Here is a 22,290-nt window from a genome sequence, read left to right as displayed (position 1 = left end):
TTATGAAAAACTTTATTTTATTTACTTTTTTTTTATTTTCTATTTCAAATTTCGCACAGATAAAAGGTACCATTTCAGATGAGAATGGAAATCCACTCCCTTTTGTTTCGGTCTTCGAAGAGAACACTTATAATAGCACCACTTCAAACGAACAGGGGAAATACCAACTGAATGTAAAGGAAATTGGTAAGAATAAAATCATATTTCAATACCTAGGATACAAAGCTCAAAAGCTAACTATCCCAAATACCTCTTTAACTTCTTACACTTTAGATGTAAAACTACAGGAAGAAAACTTTACTCTTAATGAAGTAATTATCAACCCAAAAAACAATCCTGCAAATGCCATCATAAAAAGTGCTATTGCTAACAAAAGAGAAAACTCTGAAAAAACGCAGCGCTATACTGCCGATTTCTACTCAAAGGGTTTGTTCAAAATAAAGGATTTACCCAAAAAAATAATGGGGATAAAAGTAGACATTGGAGAAGAAATGGCTTCTAATCTGGACTCTACAGGAACTGGTATTTTATACCTCTCTGAAACTATTTCTAAAATTACTTTTGAGAAACCCAATAATTTGAAGGAAAAAATTATTGCTTCTAAAATATCTGGAAACAACAAAGGTTTCAGCTATAATACGGCCAGTTTATCTACCTATGATTTCTATAATAATACGCTCAAATTTGGTGTAAATATGATTTCTCCCATTGCAGATAATGCCTTTAATTATTACAAATACAAACTCGAAGGAACTTTCTTTGATGAGAATAATAAAGAAATCAATAAGATAAAAGTTATTCCAAGAAGAGACAAAGAACCTGTTTTTGAAGGCTATATTTACATTATAGATGATAGTTTTGCTATTTATGCTATAGATCTGGATATAAAAGGATATAGAATTAAAAATGAGGTTACTCAAATAATGAAGCTAAAACAAAGTTTTAGTTATAACTCAAAAAACAAATTATGGGCAAAAAATGCCCAGAGCCTGTCCTTTACTGCTGGAGCTCTAGGCATTACGTTTACAGGTAAATTTAATTATGTGTATACAAATTACGAGTTTCCCGAATCTTTTGAAAAGAAGACTTTCACTAATGAAATCGTAAGTTTTGAAGCGAACTCAAATAAAAAAGATGATTCGTATTGGAATACAATTCGCCCAATTCCTTTAACCATAGAAGAAAGTACAGATTACATCAAAAAAGATAGTTTACTGACTATTCGAACTTCTAGAAAATATACAGATTCTATCGATGCCAAAAACAACAAGTTCAATATATCAAATATACTTCTAGGTCATCAACACAAGAATACTTTTGCGAAATATTCATTTACATACAATGGTTTATTCGATTTAAGTGCGCTTAGTTTCAATACTGTACAAGGTTTTAATGTTGGGACTGGCTTTTCATATAAAAAATGGAACGAAGAAAAAGGAAAGGAAACCTCAATAAGTACAGCAATTAATTATGGCTTTTCAGATGAAAGATTGCGTATTACAGGAGAATTCAAACACACTTTTAACCATCAAAATTACGCTACCATTTTGGTTTCAGGAGGAACCAAGGTAAAACAGTTTAACAGTAATGAACCAATTAGTAGCTTTATCAATTCGGTTAGTTCGTTGTTTTTCAAGGATAATTATATGAAAATTTACAATCTTGAATTTGCCCAATTAAACTATTATCAAAACATTGCTAATGGGATTACTTTAAATGCAAAGATTGCCTACGAACAACGCAAACCACTTTTTAACACAACTGATTATTCTTTTTTTAATAAAGGAGACTTATATTCTTCTAATAATCCGCTTGCGCCAAATGATTTTGAAAGCGCTCCATTTGAAAAACATCATTTAATTAAAACCAATCTAACTACTAGAATTAATTTTGGCAACAAATACATTTCAAGACCTGACGGGAAATTCAATGTTAGAAATGAAAAATACCCAACTATATATCTAGGATACGAAAAAGGATTAGCCGCTAATGAGAAAAAATATGAATTTGACCATTTAAATGCTTCCGTAAGATATGATTTGACACTTGGCAACAAAGGCCTTTTAGGAATCAATATCAAAGCGGGTAAGTTTTTTAATGCCGAAAACATCGCTTTTATGGATTACAAACACTTTAATGGTAATCAAACCCATATTAGTCAAGCCAGCCGTTATTTAAATGTTTTTAATTTGCTTCCTTATTACAGTAATAGTACAAACGATAGCTATTTTGAAGTTCATATGGAACATAATGACAATGGATATATTATGAACAAAATTCCATTATTAAATAAACTAAAATCAACTTTAAACATAGGTTTCCATTCGCTTGAAATTCCAAATACAAAACCATATTCTGAATTTACAATTGGCTTAGACAATCTTGGTTTTGGAAAATTTAGAATGTTACGTGTAGATTATGTTCACTCTTATCAAAACGGAATTGAGCAAAATGGGGTTGTTTTTGGATTAAAATTCTTGAATATCCTTGAGTAATATTCTTTTTAATAGCAATATAAAATCTCTAGATATATCAGGTACTACTCCATAAAAAAAATCCGTTTATTCTATAAAAAGAATAAACGGATTTTTTATTTGTAAAGTTATAGTACCTCATACTAATTGCAAATTAGCCCCTTAAGTAATCAATTATAGTCATCTGGTTCTATATGAATTAAAACATTTCCTAATTGAGGTATTCTTTCTTTTAGCGTATCTTGCAATTTATGTGATAATTCATGCCCTTCTTTTACCGAAATTTTAGCTGATACTATAGCATGAAGATCTACATGGAACTTCATTCCTGCTTTACGGATAAAACATTTCTCTGTTCCTAAAATTCCAACAACAGTCAATGATTCCTTTCTAATTATCTCAACTAAATCATCATTAAGACTTTCGTCCATAATTTCACCAAGTGCAGGTCTAAAAATTTTATAACTATTATATAAAATAAAAAAAGCGGCAAAAAGCGCAGCCCAATCATCTGCAGCCTCATATCCTTTTCCCATACACAAAGCTATAGAAATTCCAATAAATGCTGCTACTGATGTAATAGCATCACTACGGTGATGCCAAGCATCTGCCGCTAATGATGAACTATTAGTTTGTTTGCTTCGTTTCATTACCAATCGAAAAGAATATTCTTTCCATACAATAATAGCCCCCAACACGTATAATGTCCATGATTTTGGTAAATCATGCGGATTTTGGATGTTAGCAATACTTTCGTAACCAATAATTGTCGCTGATGTTATTAAAAATCCAACTACCAAAAAAGTAACTAATGGCTCTGCACGTCCATGTCCGTAGGGATGATTTTCATCAGCAGGTCTACTCGAATATTTGATTCCGAATAGCACCAAAAAAGATGAAAATATATCTGTTGTTGATTCTATTGCATCTGCAATTAAGGCATAAGAATTGCCAAAAAAACCTGCCAAGCCTTTTATAATGGCCAAGCAGGTGTTTCCGACTATACTAAAGTATGTAGCTTTTATAGCTTTTTCCTCATTCGTCATTCGTCATTCTTCATTAGAAAGTTTTATCTACGCTCTCACGATTTTTGCTCCAATAGCTCTTAATCGCTCATCGATACGCTCGTATCCACGGTCGATTTGCTCTATATTTTGAATTGTACTTGTTCCTTTTGCTGATAGAGCTGCGATTAACAATGAGATTCCAGCACGAATATCTGGCGAAGACATTGTAGTCGCTTTTAATTGCGATTCGAAGTTATGTCCCATAACAACTGCTCTATGCGGATCACACAGCATTATTTTTGCTCCCATGTCGATTAGTTTATCTACGAAAAACAAACGACTTTCAAACATTTTTTGGTGAATTAAAACATCTCCTTTTGCTTGTGTTGCTACAACCAAAACGATACTTAATAAATCTGGTGTAAATCCTGGCCATGGCGCATCGGCAATAGTTAAGATTGATCCGTCGATATCTGTTTTAACTTCATATCCGTTAACGTGAGCAGGGATATAAATATCATCACCACGTTTTTCTAATGTAATTCCTAATTTTCTAAAAGTATTTGGAATCAATCCTAAATTATCCCAGCTTACATTTTTGATTGTAATTTCACTTTTTGTCATTGCCGCTAATCCAATCCAAGATCCGATTTCAATCATATCTGGAAGAATTGTGTGCTCACAACCACCTAAACTTTCAACACCTTCAATAGTCAATAAGTTTGAACCTACTCCTGAAATCTTAGCTCCCATTGAGTTCAACATCTTACATAATTGTTGCAGGTAAGGTTCGCAAGCTGCGTTATAAACTGTTGTTTTACCTTTTGCTAAAACTGCTGCCATAACGATATTAGCAGTTCCTGTTACTGATGCTTCATCAAGTAACATATCCGTACCTGTTAATCCTTCTGGAGCTTCTACACCATAAAAATGATCTTCTCTGTTGTATCTAAATTTAGCTCCTAGATTAATGAATCCTTCAAAGTGAGTATCTAATCTACGACGTCCTATTTTATCTCCTCCTGGCTTAGGAATATATCCTTTTCCAAAACGTGCTAAAAGCGGTCCTACAATCATGATTGAACCACGAAGCGCACCACCTTCTTTCTTGAAAGCTTCTGTTTCTAAATAACTTACATTTACCTCATCAGCTTGAAATGTAATTGAACTTGGTTCGTTTTTTTGAATTTTCACTCCTAAATTTCCTAGAAGCGTAATCAATTTATTGATATCTATAATATCAGGAATATTATTAATCTTTACTTTTTCTGAGGTTAAAAGTACTGCGCACAATATTTGTAACGCTTCGTTTTTTGCTCCTTGTGGAGTGATTTCTCCTTTTAAAGGAATTCCACCTTCGATTTTAAAAATTCCCATATTTATTTTTTAGGTTCTGAGCTACTGAGGGCCTAAGGTTCTCCGCTTTTTTTGAGATTGAAACCTTAGCATCTCGCAACTTTTTATTTCTGATTGTTTATTATTTTTTAAGACTCTGAACTACTAAGACACTCGCTTTCTATTTTATTATAAAAAACCTCAGCAACTTAGTATCTTAGAAACTTAGTAACTTTCTTATTTCTGATTATTATTTTTTTGAAACGGCTTTGGCTTTCCCGGTCCTTTAACATTTTTATTGCTCTGGATTTTAGGTTGCCCAGCAGGTGTAATTTTATTGGATATACGTTTGTTTGTACGCAACAAATCAGTTGTATTTAAAAGCTCTTCCGAACTTTGCAGCAGATTTATTTTCCCATCTGACAGTTCGTACAAATGTTCAAAAATAACATCATCCTTTACGGTATCTTTATTCCAACTTAGGTATGATTTTTTCATATGATTGGCAATTACCAATACTAATGCATTTTTCATCTCACCATCTTCCCATTTGTTCGCAACATCTATCATGTACTTGATGTTGTTACCGTAATATCTGTATTTTGGATAGTTTTGCGGGTATTTTAATACATCGGGTTTTAGTTGTAATACTTCGCGAGATGGTATTGGATATGGAGATTCTACATCTAATTTAAAATCAGACATAATAAAAAGTTGATCCCAAAGCTTGTGTTGAAAATCAGGCACATCACGCAAATGTGGATTTAAGCTCCCCATTACTTGAATAATATATTTTGCTGCTTTGTTACGCTGTTCAGGATCTTCAATAGCAGTAGCCTGATCTATCAATTTTTGCAAATGACGACCGTATTCTGGAATGATTAAATGCTGTCTTTCAGAATTATATTCTAAATTAAAAACAACATCATTGGCATTTTCTTTTTTATATTTTTCGCTCATAATTATAGTGAAACTATACCTTCGATTATAGAAACTTCTTGGTATTTACTGATTACATCATCTGAGCTTTTCATAGTAACATCTATCGAAACACTGGTAAATTTACCAGTTTTAGATTTTGTAGTTTTAATTACTGCACCCATACTATCAAAAGCTTTCTCTACGCGCTCAACATTATCACCTACTGAAGGCATAATGAATTTATACAAATACTCTGCAGGCCAAGTGTTAGTATTATCTAACTCAACCTTTAATCTTGCATAAAATTCGGCGATGGTTTTTTCTTTATCTTCGTCCATTATCTCATTAAAATAGACGCAAATATACGGTTTTGATTTGAGATTTTATATTTAGCTTTTCGGATTTTTTTTCCAAGAGATACATTAACCAAAATTAGCTTTGTTTTCTCCTTTCCTCAGACTAATTACTATTACCTAAAATTGTTAAAATAATAGATTTTAGCCTTTCCTGTTTTATTATTTTATCTTTGATTTATTCAAAATACCAATAATAAAAAAAACTACCACAATGAGAATGCCTTATTTCTACTTATTATTTATTGTCACTTTTATTTCAAATTCAATTACAGCACAAGAAGTCAAGACGTTAACCTATTTCCAAAATGACTCGATCAAACTAGAACTTGATTTATATTTACCCTTAAAATCTAATAAAAAAACACCTCTTGTTATTTTTGCTCATGGTGGTGGTTTTTCAGGTGGTGATCGTTTTGGCGAAAAAAACTTTGCCAGTAGTCTTGCTAAAAAAGGAATTGCTGTTGCAAGTATCTCATACACATTATACATGAAGGATAAAGATTTTGGATGCACCTCGCCTTTATCTGAAAAAATTAAAACTATACAAATTGCCGTTAGTGATGCATGGCAAGCCACTGCTTATTTAATTAAAAATAAAAACACGTACAATATTGATCCTTCCAAAATATTCATTGCAGGAATTAGTGCTGGTGGTGAAATTGCGTTTCATGCTTCTTTTTGGGATTACAAATCAATGAATTTATACGCCAATAACTTGCCCAAAAACTTTAAATACAAAGGCCTAATTGGTGGCTCTGGAGCCATTATGAATGTTGATTTAATTACATCTAAAAATGCTATTCCTATGTTACTTTCTCATGGAAGCGAAGACACAACCGTTCCTTATGCTACAGGATCACATCGCTCCTGCCCAACAGAATCAATCGGGTTTATGACTCTTGCTGGTTCTTATTCGGTTTACAATCGCATGATTACTTTAAAAAAAGACATTGAACTGATTACTTCTTCTGGTGCTGGACATGAGTTTTGTGGTTATTTATTTAGGGAAGAACCTGACTATGTCCTGGACTTTATAGATAATGTTATTGCTAAAAGAAATTTTGAATCACATATTGTTATTCCTTCTGAGAAGAAAATTTAAAATATTAGGCAAAAGTCAATAACTGCACAAAACAAATAATCCGTTGATTTTAACCAATGGCAATTGAAAACAAACTGACAATTTAAAATTTCTATTATCTTGAATCCCATTTTTACAGATTGTCTTGACAGATTATGTAACAACCTCTAAATTTTTTATCTGACAACCCAAAAAAATAATAAAGCCAAATTCTAGCCTCCATAGCCCTGATGGAAGTGAAAAACCTTTTTCTTTTTTCTTTAAAAAGGAAAAGATTGAAACAAACAGCAGGAAGTTTACTTACTAAAAAAATAAAAATCACTCGCTTCAAAAAAAAAATCTTGTATAATACCAATAAGTTTAGGTAAATTTGCACTTTATTTTTAGAAAGTGCAGAAAGAAATTATTGTTATTATTGGTGGCCCAGGTACGGGAAAGTCTACAATTATTGATGGTTTGGTAGCCGATGGATATTGCTGTTATCCCGAAATTTCTAGACAAGTAACCCTTGAGGCTCAAAAAGAAGGAATCGATCAACTGTTTCTTGAAAAGCCCTTGTTATTTAGCGAAAAGCTATTAGAGGGAAGGATAAAACAATTCGAAAGTGCTAAAGAAGAACCTGCGGAAGTAGTTTTTATTGATAGAGGCATTCCTGATGTTGTAGCTTATATGGACTATATAGGCGATAATTACCCTGAGCATTTCACAGAAGCATGCGAAGTTTGCAAATATTCTAAAATTTTCCTTCTTCCGCCTTGGGAAGAAATCTACAAGAGTGATGGTGAACGTTACGAAAACTTCGAACAAGCAAAAACTATTTACAATCATCTAGTAGAAACGTATAAAAAATACGGATACGAACTAATTGAGGTTCCAAAAGACACTGTAAATAACCGAATTCTTTATATCTTAGATAAAATTTAGTCGGAGTTTTTAAGGTTGGTAAAACTAGAAGCTGTTTTCTAAATTGTTAACTTTAATTCTGATAAATGCAAGAAGCATTAGCGATTCTTAAAAAATACTGGAAACATGATACTTTCCGTCCTCTGCAAAACGAAATCATTGATTCTGTTTTAGAAGGCAAAGATACTTTTGCCTTATTACCAACTGGCGGCGGAAAATCGATTTGTTTTCAGGTTCCCTCTATGATGAAGGAAGGAATCTGCCTTGTGGTTTCGCCCTTAGTTGCCTTAATGAAAGATCAGGTTGCTAACTTACAAAAACGCGATATTAAAGCAATTGCACTTACTGGCGGAATTAACACAGAAGAAATCATTAATCTTCTTGACAATTGCCAGTTCGGAAATTATAAATTCCTTTACCTATCTCCTGAACGACTTCAGTCGGACTGGATTCTTGACCGCGTAAAAAACTTACCTATAAATTTTATTGCCATAGATGAAGCACATTGTGTTTCGCAATGGGGACACGACTTTAGACCTGCTTATCTTAAAATTTCGGAACTAAAGAAATTTTTTCCAAAGATTCCTTTTCTTGCTTTGACTGCCACTGCTACTCCTAGAGTTATTGAAGATATCAAAACTGAATTGGGATTAAAAGATACTAACTTTTTCCAGCAATCATTCGCTAGAGAAAACATCGCCTACATGGTTTTTGAAGTCGAAGACAAACTATACAGAACGGAGCAGATTTTGAAAAAAAACCCACAACCCTCTATTATATATGTACGCAACCGAAAGTCTTGCCTAACTATTTCGGCTCAATTAGAATCTCTGGGGTTTAAAGCTACTTATTATCACGGTGGTCTTACTACTAAGGAGAAAGATAAAAACATGCAATTGTGGATGTCTGAAAAGGCACAGGTTATTGTTGCCACTAATGCATTTGGAATGGGAATTGACAAACCCAATGTTAAAACTGTAATTCATACTCAATTACCCGAAAATATAGAAAACTATTATCAGGAGTCTGGTCGTGCAGGGCGTAATGGAGAAAAATCTTTCTCCGTTTTACTTACTAGCGCATCTGATACTGCTAATGCAGAAAACCAGTTTATTCAAAATTTAGCCGACAAAAAGTTTTTGACCACAATGTACATTAAACTTTGCAATTATTTCCGAATTGCCTACGGCGAGGGAATTGATGAAGAGTTTTCTTTTAATCTAAATCATTTTTGTCATAAATACGACTTCCCTACTTTAAAAACATATAATGCATTGCAGTTTTTAGACAGGCAAGGCATCATCAGCCTATCACAAGGTTTTTCAGAAAAAATCACTTTGCAATTTCTGATAGAATCTAAAGAAGTTATTCGATATATAAGTCTGAATCCAAATGATGAGGAAATCATACTTGCTATTTTACGTACTTACCCTGGTATTTACGAAATGAAGACTCCTTTTAACCTTCAACTTATTGCTAAAAAATCTAGCAGTTCAGAAGCTGAAGTGCATAACGTTTTACAAAAACTAAAAGAAAAAGAAATTATTGAGTATAATAGCAAGAACAACGATGCTACTATATTATTTAATGAAATTCGAGAGGATGCACTCACAATTAATAGAATTGCAAAATATCTTGAAAAACAAAACAATCTAAAAAAAGACCAACTAAAATCGGTTCTGGACTATGTTAATGAACATAAAACATGCAAAAGCAAGCTGATTCTAGCTTATTTTGGAGAAAAAACAACTACAGATTGTGGCATTTGCTCCTATTGTATTACCAAGAAGACTAAGAAAGTCAAGAAACAAAACAACTCTATCGCACAAGATATTCTAGACTTATTAAAAAACGAAGAATTAAGCTCTAGAGACATACAGACTCGAACCAATAATACCGCTGATGATGTTGTTCATACATTACAGGAGCTATTAGAAGAGAATCAGATTATAATAAAACCGAATAATAAATACACTTTAAAATCATAATGGAAAAATTAAGAATCATATTTATGGGTACTCCCGAATTTGCAGTTGGAATTCTGGACACTATAATAAAGAACAATTATAATGTTGTAGGTGTTATTACTGCAGCAGACAAACCAGCTGGTCGCGGTCAAAAAATCAAATATTCGGCTGTAAAAGAATACGCATTAGCTAATAATCTTAATTTATTGCAACCAACTAATTTAAAAGATGAAACTTTTTTATCAGAATTAAAAGCCTTGAATGCCAATTTACAAATTGTAGTGGCTTTTAGAATGCTACCTAAAGTGGTATGGGAAATGCCTTCATTAGGAACTTTTAACCTCCATGCTTCTCTACTTCCTAATTACCGTGGTGCCGCTCCTATTAACTGGGCTATAATAAATGGAGAAACTAAAACTGGAGTTACTACTTTTTTTATAGATGATAAAATTGACACAGGAGCTATGATACTTAGTTCTGAAATAGAAATTGAACCTACCGAAAATGCAGGACAACTTCATGACCGATTAATGCATTTGGGAAGCGAAACTGTTATTGAAACATTACAAGCTATTGAAGCTGGAAATGTAACTACAATAATTCAGGAAGAATCTGAAGAAATTAAAACTGCATACAAGCTAAATAAAGAAAACTGCAAGATTGATTGGACAAAGCCAGCATCAACAATTAATAATCTAATAAGAGGTTTGAGTCCTTATCCTGCTTCTTGGTGTTTCTTAAAAGACCAAAGTGAAGAATTAAGTATAAAAATATACGAGGCAAAGCCTATTTTCGAAACACATGACCTACCAATTGGTAGCTTAATTAGCACCAAAAAGGAAATCAAAATAGCCGTTATTGATGGCTATATTCAATTATTGAGTTTACAATTACCAGGGAAAAAAAGGATGACTGTAGCAGAATTACTAAACGGAATCACTTTTTCTGACAAGGCAAAAGTCTACTAACATCAACAAAATAAGGCAACTCACTATATTTAGTGATGTTTTTAGGTCGCTTTATGAACAAAAAAAGCAAGTTATTAACAATTCAAACTAAAATTAAACAAAACACTTGCAAGGAACGTATTTCCTACTAAATTTGTGTATTGACAATTTTTTTTAACCAACAATTAATAACTATTATTATGAACAAATCAGAATTAATCGATGCTATTGCTGCTGATGCAGGAATTACAAAAGCTGCGGCAAAATTAGCTTTAGAATCATTTTTAGGAAACGTAGGTGCAACTTTGAAAAAAGGTGGTAGAGTATCATTGGTAGGTTTCGGATCTTGGTCTGTATCTGCTAGAGCTGCTAGAGACGGAAGAAACCCTCAAACTGGAAAAACTATTCAAATCGCTGCTAAGAATGTTGTAAAATTCAAAGCAGGAGCTGAACTAGAAAGTGCAGTTAACTAATAACAAGTTACATACGCTTTTAATATAATTAAAACCTTCCTTATGGAGGGTTTTTTTTTGCTCTTTGACGATTTTATTTACGATTTTAAAAAATTTATTCTTAAATTTAATAAAAATTGTAACGATATGATTTCAGAAAAATTAAAAAAAGGACACCTACTTATTGCTGAGCCTTCTATAATTGGAGACTTATCATTTAATAGATCAGTGATCTTATTAGCAGATCACAACGAAGAAGGCTCGATAGGTTTCATCATAAATAAGCCACTAAAATACACTATTAATGACTTAATTCCCGAAATCCAAGCCACATTCAGGATCTATAATGGTGGTCCTGTAGAACAGGATAATCTTTATTTTATCCACAATATACCCGATTTAATTCCGAACAGCATCGAAATTTCGAATGGAATATACTGGGGAGGAGATTTTGAGTCCACAAAAGACCTCATCAACAGTGGCGCAATCAACAAGAACAACATACGTTTCTTTTTGGGCTATACCGGTTGGGACGAACATCAATTAGAAACAGAAATGCAGAATAATTCCTGGATTATAGCAGATAATAATTATAAAAATAAAATTATCGGAAAATCACCAACTCATTTTTGGAAACAACAAATTATCGAACTAGGAGGAGATTATCTTATTTGGTCAAATGCACCCGAAAACCCCTACCTCAACTAATATTATGCTAGACTTTCATTAAGTTTTTGCGTCAATATAACAGATAATTTAGTTGTAAATTCTTTTTTACGGTATTTAGTTATTGGCTGAATACCTTTTATCACATTAGTAAGAAACAATTCGTCGGCTTTTTGTAAATCAAACGGCGATATTGGTTCTTCTATAACTTCTATGTCGTTTAGTTTTTTTGCCAAGGCCAATATTTGCTTACGCATTACTCCATTCAAACATCCTTCTGACACTGGTGGTGTTATCAACTTGTTACCCAATAACATAAACAAATTCCCTTGTAACGCTTCAACAACATTCTTACTATCGTTTAATAAAATACAATTATCCAATCCGTTTTCGTTTGCAAAAACACTTCCAGTAACATTTATGATTTTATTAGTCGTTTTTATCGATGACAACAATTGCTTGGTTACATAAAAATCCTTGTATAAATCGACTTCATACTGATTTTCATTTACTTCATAAGATTTGTTTTCTAAAGCTATTGCATGAATTAAGAATGAAACCGTATTATTTTGTGGTAAATAATACCCGCCATCATTACGATATACTGTAATTCTTACTCTTGCAGAGTCAGAAATTGAATTATAATTAAGCAACGAAAGTATTTGCTCTTCTAGATATTCCATTGTAAAGTTCATTGGAATCTCCATTCGAACTACTCGCATTGAAGACATAAGTCTAAAATAGTGATCTTCAATAAAAAGAACTTTATTATTTACTACTTTAAAGGTTTCAAAAACACCATCTCCATATAAAAAAGCGCGATTTTGAATTAGTAAATTGTCGTCTTGTGCTACTATATTTCCGTTAAAATTAATCATATAAAAAAACCCTGAATTTTGTTCAGGGCAAATATAAGTTATAAAATAGACTTTTACTAAACAGACCCGATAAGATGTTTAAGATCGGAAATTTGATTTTCCCATAACTGCTTGGCTTCGCCAATTTCATCTTTTTCTGCAAAGTCGACTACCATAAGCGAAACATCTTTTGTTATTTCGTCTACGAGAATATGCAATTCAAAGAAATACTCTGTGTCTTTGCTGCTATCGTCAACCCATCTGAACTTAACTTTTTCGCCCGTTTTCTTGGATGCTAAACGTGCTTTTTCCTGAGAATCATTCCAAATGAAAGTAAAAAACTCTCCACGCGAGTTTACATTATCAGCAAACCATTCAGATAGTCCTGATGGCGTAGATATATATTGATATAACAACTGCGGAGATGAATTTATAGGAAACTCGATTTCGTAACGTACTTTTAGATCCATGTGCCAGATTTAATTTTTCTGAAATATAAGAATATATCTCCGTAAAAAACAATTTTTTAAAAATATTTTTTTTTCTTCATTTTATGCTTGCAAATTCTAAATTAAGTCATATATTTGCACCCGCAACGAGAGACATACTCTTACTGCCAAATGGCGAGATAGCTCAGTTGGTTAGAGCGCAGGATTCATAACCCTGAGGTCCCGAGTTCAAATCTCGGTCTCGCTACCAAAACAAACCCTTAAACAACAATTGTTTAAGGGTTTTTTATTGGAATTATATTTCGAAAATCATTTGCTCAAACTCTAAAATTAAACAATTGAAGCATGAACTTTGAAGAAATTTGAGCATAAAATGGCTCTGTTATTCAACTATCCAAGACGGAATTTGATGTGCTGTTTAAGAAAAAGCAGAAAGTGAACACTTGAATAATGCAAAAACTTAGAAAAAAAGCTGGTTTTGAAATCTGCATTTCAAGCTTTCGTCCAAAACTTATCTCATTAAAATTAAAGAAGCATACTTAGTGAATAATATGTTTTAAATATTAAATACTTCAACTAAAAACTATAGACACATTTAAAACCTAAATCTGCGCTCAAAATCCCATTCGTTTTTTCAATTATTGGCTTAAAAGACAAGGAGTCATTTACATTAAATTGAGACAACGAGGCATCTACATTTGCATCTATAATATTTAAAACATAAAACCCTACTACAAATAAGGCTGACAAATCCCTATTTCTACGAAATTGCTTTTGAGCTACAATTAATTGATTATCGCTTAACCTGCTTAAATAGTCTTTATCCCGTTTATAACCTTCAAGCCTGCTCTGATATTCATCTCTATAAGTATTATATTTCTTTTGACTATCTATATAAAAATACAAACTCGTACCAATTGCTCCATAAACTAGAGGTAGTTTCCAATAACTATTATTATAAATTTGTCCTAGACCAGGTATAACTGCTGAATAGAAGGCTGCTTTCGCAGGACGCAATGGGTCTAGTGGTTCGTATTTTAAATTATCTTTTACTTTACTCTCCTTTTGTTCCTGCCCAAACAAAGGCGAAACATTACTATTAAAAACTAAAATTAAAACTAGAAAATATTTTACCATTGTGAATCATCTTTTTAATGTGAACCTTGTTTATATTTTCACCATATATGGGTTTATGTTTTTCTCAAGAAACTTCATTAAAAACAACAACAAACTCTCTTTAAAAACGCTAAGAAAAGCTTATTATAAATTCAGAAGACTAAAATATAACTTTAAAAAAATAATACAATTCTTTTACATTAATAAAAATACGTAGCAATAATACGACAAAAAATAAAATTACTAAATTTAAAAATGTTAAAACACACTTTTCGGTGCTAGTATTCTATCATTACATTAAATAAGAATTCTTTTAATTTAGGTAATATCAAAACCGTTTTTAGCATCCTACATTACCTCAAACTTGTCCTTCTGAGAAAAGAAGGCCCGAGCGATAGCGAATAAACAAAGTAATCGCAACTAGTAACACGTCAATCTAAAAAAACTTTGGGTTAGTTTCTTGCAGAGATTCTTCGTTCCTCAGAAGGACAAGATTGTGCTTAAAAAATTTCAAACAAAAAAACTCTTGCTACTCCACAAGTTTCGTATTCATTCAAAAAAAATACAATTCAAATTCTAAATTTTATAGGGAGCTATTTTATATAATTAATTATAATTACAATAACTTTGCAACGTCAAAAAGCAATACAGAAAAACATGGATATAGTTAAATTTAAAATCACATCGAAAACGATAAAAGTAGAAGTACGAAATTCGAATAATTATGTTTTTAATTTCAACACTGCTTTGGAGATTGAAAAAGAAGACAAAGATGTTTTATTAAGACTATACAATGCATTAGACCTTCTTTTTAAGAAAGAAAATGCCATCGAGATGAAAAACTACGTTTCACCTAACCAAACGAACATTCTTGATCAGATTTCTGCTATTGACAATTTAGAAGAAGAGAAATAAATCATAGATTAAAATATAGCAGAAAAACTACTCTGCCTACTTACCAAACCGAACCCTTAAGCAAAAACTGTTTAAGGGTTTATTATTTAGTCATAAATCTTATTCTATGACATTGTGAATGATAAAATTCTCATCAACCAACATATATTGTAAGTCTTAATAAGTCAAAAGTCTCAATTGAAAAGATCAAGAATCAAAGTATTAAAATAAAACAAGAGATAAATATATCAACTTTAAAACTATTTTCTTTTCTTACATAAGTACTCAGCCATCCTTCTATCTAAGAAACTTTATTTTGATTTGATATCATTTTATATTAATCACGATTAGATAATAATAATGTTTGAAATTTGCTTGTAAGAATAAAATTGCATACTTTTGTTTTTTTTTAAGGAATTTCTGTAATAATGAATCGTTTTACTACAGAAAAAAATAGATCATTACAATAAGATTTACGAATAACTTTATTTAGTAAATTATAGAAATTTAATCAATACTTTAAAAATGAAGAAGCTATTTGAGTGAGTTCACCAAGCAACTGTAATTGCTTGGTGAGCTAAAGAAAAACCCAGTAATAATTATTATTAAATCAAAACATTAAAATGACAAAAATTAAAATTTTACTTTTAAGCCTGATAGCAATTTTATTTTCAACAATCTCTTGTTCAAAAGAGGAAAGCATCGTCGCTCAAAGCACAGATTCAAATACAAAGAAAGAAAGTCTTCTTTTACAAAAAAAATATAACTTTGAGAATATAAATTTAAATGTTGATAAATCAAATGTATCAATATTTAAAGATTCTGATAATTTAAAGCTTACAAACAAATCAAATAAATTAGAAGAACTTGATTTGAAAAAAGTAACAGAAATAAATTGGAAAGATAACATCACTTCCTATTTTATTCCCTTTGCAAATAACCCAACTAAATCAATTGTAATTATAGTAACAAGTCATAATATAAATGATAACAATATTGATTTTAGTAAAGGAACAATTATTGAAAATAATGTAAATCAAAATACTGGCACAGGTGACATTATAATAACTGCGCAAGAATACACTGTACAAAAAACTTTTGTGAATGGTGTTCTTTCGCAAGAAATAACCTTATCAGGAAGAAATAAATTTAGAGATTGTTTCGATAGAGCTTATGATAGTATTTGTGATGGATTTATCGGCTGTGCTTCTTGGTATTCAAACCCATTACCCGCTTTAACATCTGTTGCTTATTGCGGTGTAACCACAATGAAACTAGATGTACCAGATAGACCTATAAATGAATTACCAATTACTTTTCATCCTGAAGAACCAAAAGTTAGATTTAATCCATAATATTAAACATATCAATGAAAAAGAATAACAAAAAGATACTATTCATAGCAATCATAGGATTAATCATAGGCACATTAATCAAGTTATCAGGACATAAAAGAGTAGGAGATATATTTCTTGGCCTTTCAACACTAGTTTGGCTTTACATCATTATTCCTCTAGTTTATAAATTTATGCATAGAAATCAAAAGACATAAATAAATTGTGATTAAGACAAATAATTAAAAATACAATTGTTAACATCAACTAATTGTCATTTTTTTTATATAACTAAGTTTTATAAACATTCCCTAAAACATCTTTAGAATCAACTAAAGGTGTTTTTTTTTATTAAAATTAAAACTATTACCCAATATAAATTTCTAGAATACTAACTCATATCTTCTACAATCAATAAATTCAACATAATCATAACCTAAAACTTGATAAAACGGACAGCACTTGCCACTTAATAGGAATACGCAATAATGCTTGGCAGGGTAAATTTAAGAATAAGAAAACTTTGGAAATCTTTACTTAATTATACCTTTAACACCACAAAGTCATTCATTAATAACCGTTTTTCTATTCTCCCAATTTGTTTTTTTTAATTCAAACCAATCTGTCATGTCTCCCTCATAGTCGAATGTTTCTTGGAAGTCAAAACCTAGCTTGGTCAAGACTTTTTTTGAGTTTGAGTTGTTAGGATCTGTAATTGCAAATACCGAATCGACTTTTAAATTTGTAAATCCATAGTTTAAAATCGCAATGGCAGCTTCTGTCGCAAAACCTTTTCCCCAATGTTTTCTCTTAAACCTATAACCAAGCTCATAAAAATTGTTGTGCTTGTTTAATGATTCCTTAAAATATTTCAATCCTGACCAGCCTACACATTCGTTTGTTTGTTTATCAACTACAGCCCAACGTGCAATTCCGTTTTCCTGATATTGTTTTTTAAGCATCTCAATCACTTTCGTAATTTCTGATATTGCTTTTACAGGATTGTTCTCAATGTATAAATGAACTTCGGGATCAGAATCCATCTCAAACAAATCATTCTCATCTGTATATTCTAATTCTCTTAAAATTAATCGTTCCGTTTCGGCAATTACTTTCATGCTATTTTTATTTTTTATTAACCTTACCGTAAAATTGTCTTTTATGAATATCAAATTTAATATTTTATAACATTCATGCCAATAAAAAAAATAGCTATCATTTGATTTACAAAACATTAATGAGAAATATTTGTTTTACGTTTAAATAATTCAAGGTATTTCAATAAAATTATTATACCTAAACAACTTTAAGAGATTTATTAAAAGTGTGGACCATTTATTATACTTTGCAAACGATAAAATTTATTTATTGAAAATAATAAATCATTAATTTTATCGCGCTATAATTAATCTAAACTTACAAAACAGAATGAAAAACTATTTCTTACTCTTATTGTTAATCTGCTCAAGCATTTTTGCCCAAGAAGATATTGATATTAACCGCTTAAATTGGCTACCTAAATCGCACTCCTTTTGGGTAAATACTAAAGGCAATGTGGTAATTTACGATGTCGACAAATTAAACCAAAGCACTACTATTTTAACCCTAGAACAATTAAATGAATCTGGTTTTACTGGAAAAATAGAGAAGTTAGTTTGGAACGAAAACAAAACCAAAGTTCTTGTTTTCACCAATTCTAAAAGAGTTTGGAGAGCCAATACCAAGGGTGATTATTGGTATTTTGATCTCGCTACTGGTAAAGGGAAACTACTGGGTACTGGTTTGGAAAAATCATCTTTAATGTTTGCGAAATTTTCTAATGATAACGAAAATGTAGCCTACGTTTCTCAACATAACATTTACCTAGAAAATTTAGCTTCTGGAAAGATTACTCCATTAACAACTGATGGAACGGATAAAATCATCAACGGAACTTTTGATTGGGTTTACGAAGAAGAATTAGCAGCTCGAGATGGTTTTAGATGGAGTCCTGATGGAAAGAGCATTTCGTTTTGGCGTGTAGATGCATCAAATACGAAATTCCATTTAATGATAAACAATACCGATGCCCTTTATCCTTTTACTGTTCCTGTTGAATATCCTAAAGCTGGCGAAAAACCATCTTCGGTAAAAATTGGTGTAATCGATGTATCATCATTAAAAACAAATTGGTTGAATATTCCTGGTGAGCCTGATAATAATTACTTGGTTAGAATGGAATGGGTTAACAATCAAAGCGTAATGGTAGTTCAATTAAACAGACTTCAAAATCAAGCTTCTATTTATAAATGTGATTCTAAATCTGGAGTAGCTAATTTAATCTACCAAGAAAAATCAGATTCATGGATTGACGTTTTTGATATCTCTTCGGGTGAATATGATGTTTTCCCTTGTCAGTTTGTAGATAACGGAAAAGCTTTTTTATGGAGTTCGGATGCCGATGGCTGGATGCATGTATATAAAATTAGTGCTGATGGAAAAAAGAAAGAATTGATTACTACCGAAAAATTCGACGCCTATTATAAAGCATACAATAAGGAAACAAATTCTATCTATTATATTGCTAGCCCTACAGATGCGACACAACGCTATTTGTATGAAACTAATTTAGCAACTAAGAAAACAAAGCGCATTACTCCTAAAGAATTTGAAGGAACAAATGAATATCGTTTTTCGACAGATGCTAAATATGCTAGACATACTAATTCAAATATTAATCGTGACTATAATACTCGTTTGGTAGCATTACCTAGTCATAAAAAAATATTGCCTTTAACACCCGATACATTTGTAGCTCCAGAACGCGATTATTCGTTAGAGAAATTTAAAGTTACTACTGTTGAAGGTGTAGAAATAGATGGAATAATAGCCAAACCATTAAATTTTGATCCTAATAAAAAATACCCTGTATTCTTTTATGTCTATGGTGAACCAATGGCTTCTGTTGCAAATGACGAACCGTATTTTTATCCGTATATCGCTTATTTAATCCCTGAAGGATACATCGGAATAGCAATGGATAACCGAGGGACTCCTGTAATGAAAGGTACCAAATGGAGAAAATCTATTTATAAGAATATCGGAATCATAAATACTCGTGACCAAGCAATGGCTGCTAAAGAGGTATTAAAATGGAAATTTATCGATAATGACAGAGTCGCCATTCACGGATGGAGCGGTGGTGGTGCTGTTACTTTAAATTTAATGTTTCAGCATCCTGAGATTTACAAAACTGGAATTGCTGTTGCTGCCGTTACCGATCAACATTTTTACGACAATATTTACACCGAAAGATATATGGGGCTACCAAGCGAAAATGAAGCTACTTATACTAAAGCATCGCCAGTAACGCATGCCAAGAATCTACAAGGAAATTTATTATACATTCACGGAACAGGCGATGATAATGTACATTATAAAAACGCCGAGGTTTTAATTAACGAATTAGTCAAATACGACAAAATGTTCGACTTAATGATTTATCCTAATCGTTCACACAGTATAAATGAAGGCGAAGGAACAGAAAAACATCTTGCAAATACCTTCATGAAATATATAAGAGAAAATTGCCCTCCAGGAGCAAAATAAAAATACGTTGTAAGATTATCAAATTTAACAGCCTTATTATTGTTAGCAATAGTAAGGCTGTGCTTTTTTAATGAGATACCGAGTAAATAACAAAGCTTTTCCGTGGTTGAAATGAAAATAGTCAAGTAAAAAATATTGATAAATAGTTATACATTAGCTAAAGGAAAGCAGTAAAACAATCTAAGTACCGCTAATGCATTTCATAATAAAAACTAAATCATATCAAGAAGAGGAAAATCAATCTTTGAATTTTCTAATAATGAAACTTCTAAACTAACCGACATAAGCTAATTCAATATGACCATCAACATTGACCAAAACATAAAACTGGAATTAATAACCGAGAATCATGCCCAACCAATCTTTGATCTTGTTGATGCCAACCGAATTCATTTAAGAGAATGGTTGCCTTTTGTTGATAGAATGCAAACAGTTGAATTTGCAACCAATTTTGTAAAAGGAACTATGCAACGAAACCTAGATGGAAATGAATTTGCTTTTGTTATTATTACCAACGAAAAAGTAGTTGGAAGAATTGGTATTTATAAAATTGATGGTCAGAATAAAATTGGGGAAATTGGTTATTGGCTTGCCGAAAATCTACAAGGAAAAGGAATCATAACCCAATCTTGTAAAGCAATTATCGACTTTGCATTTTCAGATTTACAGCTTAACCGAATTGAAATAAAATGCGGAACTGAAAACTTAAAAAGCAAAACAATCCCAGAAAAACTTAACTTTACCCACGAAGGAGTTCTTCGCCAAGGAGAATTACTTTATGATCAATTTATTGACTTGAATTTATATTCTCTTCTCAAAATTGATGTCAAGTAAAATACCTAAGTGCTTTTAAAAAATAAAAACATAAAATGAAAAATATAAAATTCACAAAACTTCTATTTCTTTTTGGTCTTATCTCATTAGTTTCTTGCAATAAGGAACCAGAAACAATCGATGAATTTGCTGAAGAAATTACAAACAATATCAAAAATAAAGATTCAGAAGGATTGTATTCTTTATTTATCTCTCCTAAAGAAAATGCTTCCTATGGTTTTGCAAGCGCAAAAATAACTCCTGAGGAATCTTCGAAACTAAAATCTAGCCAAGATTTAATGAACCTAATCATAAGAAAAGGAACTCAGAAAAAACCCGATGATATTAAGCAAATCAATAAATTCTTCTCAGAAGCACATCGTTTATTTGATTGGAACCAAATAAAATCTATAAAAACAGAAGCAACTTTGATTGGATCAAAAAAAGTAAAAACTATTAGAAATAAAGTAATGGTCGATTCTGACACCTATGATTTAAAGATTATAATTGAATTAAACGACAACAAAATACATAGCCTAAAAGTTAACAAAGCAATGAAAGTAGATAATCGCTGGGTAATATTCCCTACGAATAGCTTTGGAATTGAAATTGAGAAATAATATATAACGCTAAAATGCTAAAGAATTATATTGCTGTTTCTATTGCATCCCTCTTTGCTTTAGTAATAATTACCGTTGCTGGCCTAACAACCTTCGATAATTTAAAACAGTTATTCAATAAAGAAATTATAAGTGGAAAAATCACGAAAGTTAATTTATTAAACAACTATCCAAAAAATGGTGGTGGCAACCTCAATGCTTTTGAATTTAAAATTGATAGCAAGAATGAGAAGCTTTTTCTGACTCCGTACGAAAGAATCAATTATAATGTAAAGATTGGTGATATCATTACATTTAAAAAATTATATGTTGGCAACACTAATTCAAAAATACTATCAATAAATGGTGAAACTATTGACACATTTTATGACCTATTTGATCTTTTAATGTTAGTTCTTTGCATCGCAAGTATCTTAATTTGTTTCTTTTATTTTAAAATAAACAAAGCAAAAAAGTACATCAATAACACCGAAGAATATAGAAGAGTAACACAAAGAAGAAAGCGATAAC

At 31.4% G+C, this 22,290-nt stretch carries 21 protein-coding genes and 1 tRNA gene; 14 read left to right on the top strand and 8 right to left on the bottom strand.

The genetic code is table 11. The features are described from left to right. The first annotated feature begins 2 nt into the window (after positions 1-2). Positions 3-2,495 carry a DUF5686 and carboxypeptidase regulatory-like domain-containing protein gene (locus QWY99_RS03650; RefSeq protein WP_290261484.1) on the top strand — a complete coding sequence of 831 codons (2,493 nt, stop codon included), beginning with the start codon at positions 3-5 and terminating at the stop codon, positions 2,493-2,495. A gap of 149 nt (positions 2,496-2,644) precedes the next feature. Here the strand turns inward: QWY99_RS03650 and QWY99_RS03645 are convergent, their stop codons facing one another. The 4 genes from QWY99_RS03645 to QWY99_RS03630 all read right to left on the bottom strand — a co-directional run bounded on the left by QWY99_RS03645 (position 2,645) and on the right by QWY99_RS03630 (position 6,075). Beyond that, positions 2,645-3,520: a cation diffusion facilitator family transporter gene (locus QWY99_RS03645; protein ID WP_290261482.1), complete on the bottom strand. Its 876-nt coding sequence runs from the start codon at positions 3,518-3,520 to the stop codon at positions 2,645-2,647. Positions 3,521-3,547: 27 nt separating this feature from the next. Next, positions 3,548-4,858 carry a UDP-N-acetylglucosamine 1-carboxyvinyltransferase gene (gene murA, locus QWY99_RS03640; protein WP_290261480.1) on the bottom strand — a complete coding sequence of 437 codons (1,311 nt, stop codon included), beginning with the start codon at positions 4,856-4,858 and terminating at the stop codon, positions 3,548-3,550. 195 nt (positions 4,859-5,053) lie between these two features. Beyond that, positions 5,054-5,776 carry a DUF4290 domain-containing protein gene (locus QWY99_RS03635; protein ID WP_290261477.1) on the bottom strand — a complete coding sequence of 241 codons (723 nt, stop codon included), beginning with the start codon at positions 5,774-5,776 and terminating at the stop codon, positions 5,054-5,056. Between the two features lie 2 nt (positions 5,777-5,778). After that, positions 5,779-6,075: a DUF493 family protein gene (locus QWY99_RS03630; RefSeq protein ID WP_290261475.1), complete on the bottom strand. Its 297-nt coding sequence runs from the start codon at positions 6,073-6,075 to the stop codon at positions 5,779-5,781. Positions 6,076-6,304: 229 nt separating this feature from the next. Here QWY99_RS03630 and QWY99_RS03625 point away from each other — a divergent pair, with 229 nt between their 5' ends. The 6 genes from QWY99_RS03625 to QWY99_RS03600 all read left to right on the top strand — a co-directional run bounded on the left by QWY99_RS03625 (position 6,305) and on the right by QWY99_RS03600 (position 12,151). Further along, positions 6,305-7,195 carry an alpha/beta hydrolase gene (locus QWY99_RS03625; RefSeq protein ID WP_290261472.1) on the top strand — a complete coding sequence of 297 codons (891 nt, stop codon included), beginning with the start codon at positions 6,305-6,307 and terminating at the stop codon, positions 7,193-7,195. A 369-nt stretch (positions 7,196-7,564) separates the two neighbouring features. Beyond that, positions 7,565-8,098 carry an AAA family ATPase gene (locus QWY99_RS03620; RefSeq protein ID WP_290261469.1) on the top strand — a complete coding sequence of 178 codons (534 nt, stop codon included), beginning with the start codon at positions 7,565-7,567 and terminating at the stop codon, positions 8,096-8,098. Positions 8,099-8,163: 65 nt separating this feature from the next. After that, positions 8,164-10,065: a RecQ family ATP-dependent DNA helicase gene (locus QWY99_RS03615; protein WP_290261467.1), complete on the top strand. Its 1,902-nt coding sequence runs from the start codon at positions 8,164-8,166 to the stop codon at positions 10,063-10,065. Then, positions 10,065-11,012 (top strand): methionyl-tRNA formyltransferase, encoded by a 948-nt coding sequence (gene fmt / locus QWY99_RS03610; protein WP_290261465.1) that lies wholly within the window; start codon positions 10,065-10,067, stop codon positions 11,010-11,012. The genes QWY99_RS03615 and fmt overlap by 1 nt, the downstream gene beginning before the upstream one ends. A 179-nt stretch (positions 11,013-11,191) precedes the next feature. Further along, complete coding sequence (locus tag QWY99_RS03605; protein WP_129539609.1) at positions 11,192-11,464, top strand: HU family DNA-binding protein; 273 nt, start codon at positions 11,192-11,194, stop codon at positions 11,462-11,464. Positions 11,465-11,590: 126 nt separating this feature from the next. Continuing rightward, positions 11,591-12,151 carry a YqgE/AlgH family protein gene (locus QWY99_RS03600; protein WP_129539610.1) on the top strand — a complete coding sequence of 187 codons (561 nt, stop codon included), beginning with the start codon at positions 11,591-11,593 and terminating at the stop codon, positions 12,149-12,151. Between the two features lie 2 nt (positions 12,152-12,153). On the opposite strand, the gene QWY99_RS03595 is transcribed toward QWY99_RS03600, so the two are convergent. Together QWY99_RS03595 and QWY99_RS03590 are read right to left on the bottom strand one after the other, a co-directional pair. Further along, a complete protein-coding gene (locus QWY99_RS03595) occupies positions 12,154-12,987 on the bottom strand; it encodes an aminotransferase class IV (RefSeq protein WP_290261459.1) in 834 nt (277 codons plus the stop codon). A 56-nt stretch (positions 12,988-13,043) separates the two neighbouring features. Continuing rightward, the gene (locus QWY99_RS03590; protein ID WP_290261456.1) at positions 13,044-13,436 is read right to left on the bottom strand and encodes an START-like domain-containing protein; all 393 of its coding nucleotides are present in this window, start codon (positions 13,434-13,436) and stop codon (positions 13,044-13,046) included. A 152-nt stretch (positions 13,437-13,588) separates the two neighbouring features. Between QWY99_RS03590 and QWY99_RS03585 the strand changes: the two genes are divergently transcribed. Beyond that, positions 13,589-13,665 (top strand) — tRNA-Met (locus QWY99_RS03585). A gap of 326 nt (positions 13,666-13,991) precedes the next feature. On the opposite strand, the gene QWY99_RS03580 is transcribed toward QWY99_RS03585, so the two are convergent. After that, positions 13,992-14,552, bottom strand: a complete 561-nt coding sequence (locus QWY99_RS03580; RefSeq protein WP_290261454.1) for a DUF5683 domain-containing protein — start codon at positions 14,550-14,552, stop codon at positions 13,992-13,994. A 636-nt stretch (positions 14,553-15,188) separates the two neighbouring features. Between QWY99_RS03580 and QWY99_RS03575 the strand changes: the two genes are divergently transcribed. Together QWY99_RS03575 and QWY99_RS03570 are read left to right on the top strand one after the other, a co-directional pair. Next, positions 15,189-15,446 (top strand): hypothetical protein, encoded by a 258-nt coding sequence (locus QWY99_RS03575; protein WP_290261452.1) that lies wholly within the window; start codon positions 15,189-15,191, stop codon positions 15,444-15,446. 602 nt (positions 15,447-16,048) lie between these two features. Then, on the top strand, positions 16,049-16,780 hold the full coding sequence (locus QWY99_RS03570; RefSeq protein WP_290261450.1) for a hypothetical protein: 732 nt from the start codon (positions 16,049-16,051) through the stop codon (positions 16,778-16,780). A 542-nt stretch (positions 16,781-17,322) separates the two neighbouring features. Here QWY99_RS03570 and QWY99_RS03565 read toward each other — a convergent pair. Beyond that, complete coding sequence (locus tag QWY99_RS03565) at positions 17,323-17,877, bottom strand: GNAT family N-acetyltransferase (RefSeq protein WP_290261448.1); 555 nt, start codon at positions 17,875-17,877, stop codon at positions 17,323-17,325. A gap of 310 nt (positions 17,878-18,187) precedes the next feature. On the opposite strand from QWY99_RS03565, the gene QWY99_RS03560 reads away from it, so the two are divergent. The 4 genes from QWY99_RS03560 to QWY99_RS03545 all read left to right on the top strand — a co-directional run bounded on the left by QWY99_RS03560 (position 18,188) and on the right by QWY99_RS03545 (position 22,289). Then, a complete protein-coding gene (locus QWY99_RS03560; protein WP_290261445.1) occupies positions 18,188-20,347 on the top strand; it encodes a S9 family peptidase in 2,160 nt (719 codons plus the stop codon). 297 nt (positions 20,348-20,644) lie between these two features. After that, positions 20,645-21,181, top strand: a complete 537-nt coding sequence (locus tag QWY99_RS03555; protein ID WP_290261442.1) for a GNAT family N-acetyltransferase — start codon at positions 20,645-20,647, stop codon at positions 21,179-21,181. Between the two features lie 35 nt (positions 21,182-21,216). Next, the gene (locus QWY99_RS03550) at positions 21,217-21,780 is read left to right on the top strand and encodes a hypothetical protein (RefSeq protein WP_290261439.1); all 564 of its coding nucleotides are present in this window, start codon (positions 21,217-21,219) and stop codon (positions 21,778-21,780) included. Between the two features lie 14 nt (positions 21,781-21,794). Next, positions 21,795-22,289 carry a hypothetical protein gene (locus QWY99_RS03545; protein WP_290261437.1) on the top strand — a complete coding sequence of 165 codons (495 nt, stop codon included), beginning with the start codon at positions 21,795-21,797 and terminating at the stop codon, positions 22,287-22,289. Position 22,290: the final 1 nt, after the last annotated feature.

Source organism: Flavobacterium branchiarum, from assembly GCF_030409845.1.
Taxonomy (GTDB): Bacteria; Bacteroidota; Bacteroidia; order Flavobacteriales; family Flavobacteriaceae; genus Flavobacterium; species Flavobacterium branchiarum.
This window is presented reverse-complemented; position numbering and strand designations above follow the sequence as displayed.